Here is a 361-nt window from a genome sequence, read left to right as displayed (position 1 = left end):
TGCCTGGCAGTTCCCTACTCTCGCATGGGGAGACCCCACACTACCATCGGCGCTACGGCGTTTCACTTCTGAGTTCGGCATGGGGTCAGGTGGGACCACCGCGCTGTTGCCGCCAGGCAAATTCTTTTTAAACCGAACTCATGCCATAACTGGTGCTGATACCCAGAGTCGAACTGGGGACCTCACCCTTACCAAGGGTGCGCTCTACCAACTGAGCCATATCAGCACACTAAATTTGATGCCTGGCAGTTCCCTACTCTCGCATGGGGAGACCCCACACTACCATCGGCGCTACGGCGTTTCACTTCTGAGTTCGGCATGGGGTCAGGTGGGACCACCGCGCTGTTGCCGCCAGGCAAAT

The 361-nt window shown here is 57.6% G+C and carries 1 tRNA gene and 2 rRNA genes; all 3 read right to left on the bottom strand.

What is annotated here, in order from left to right:
* Nucleotide 1: 1 nt before the first annotated feature.
* Nucleotides 2-117 (bottom strand): 5S ribosomal RNA (gene rrf / locus MXF20_RS23250).
* Between the two features lie 33 nt (nt 118-150).
* A tRNA-Thr gene (locus MXF20_RS23245) sits at nt 151-226 on the bottom strand.
* A 14-nt stretch (nt 227-240) separates the two neighbouring features.
* A 5S ribosomal RNA gene (gene rrf / locus MXF20_RS23240) occupies nt 241-356 on the bottom strand.
* Between the last annotated feature and the right edge of the window lie 5 nt (nt 357-361).

It is taken from the genome of Pantoea dispersa (assembly GCF_035783935.1).
Taxonomy (GTDB): domain Bacteria; phylum Pseudomonadota; class Gammaproteobacteria; order Enterobacterales; family Enterobacteriaceae; genus Pantoea; species Pantoea dispersa_C.
Note: the sequence above shows the minus strand (reverse complement) of the source record. Positions and strands in the feature narration are given on the sequence as shown.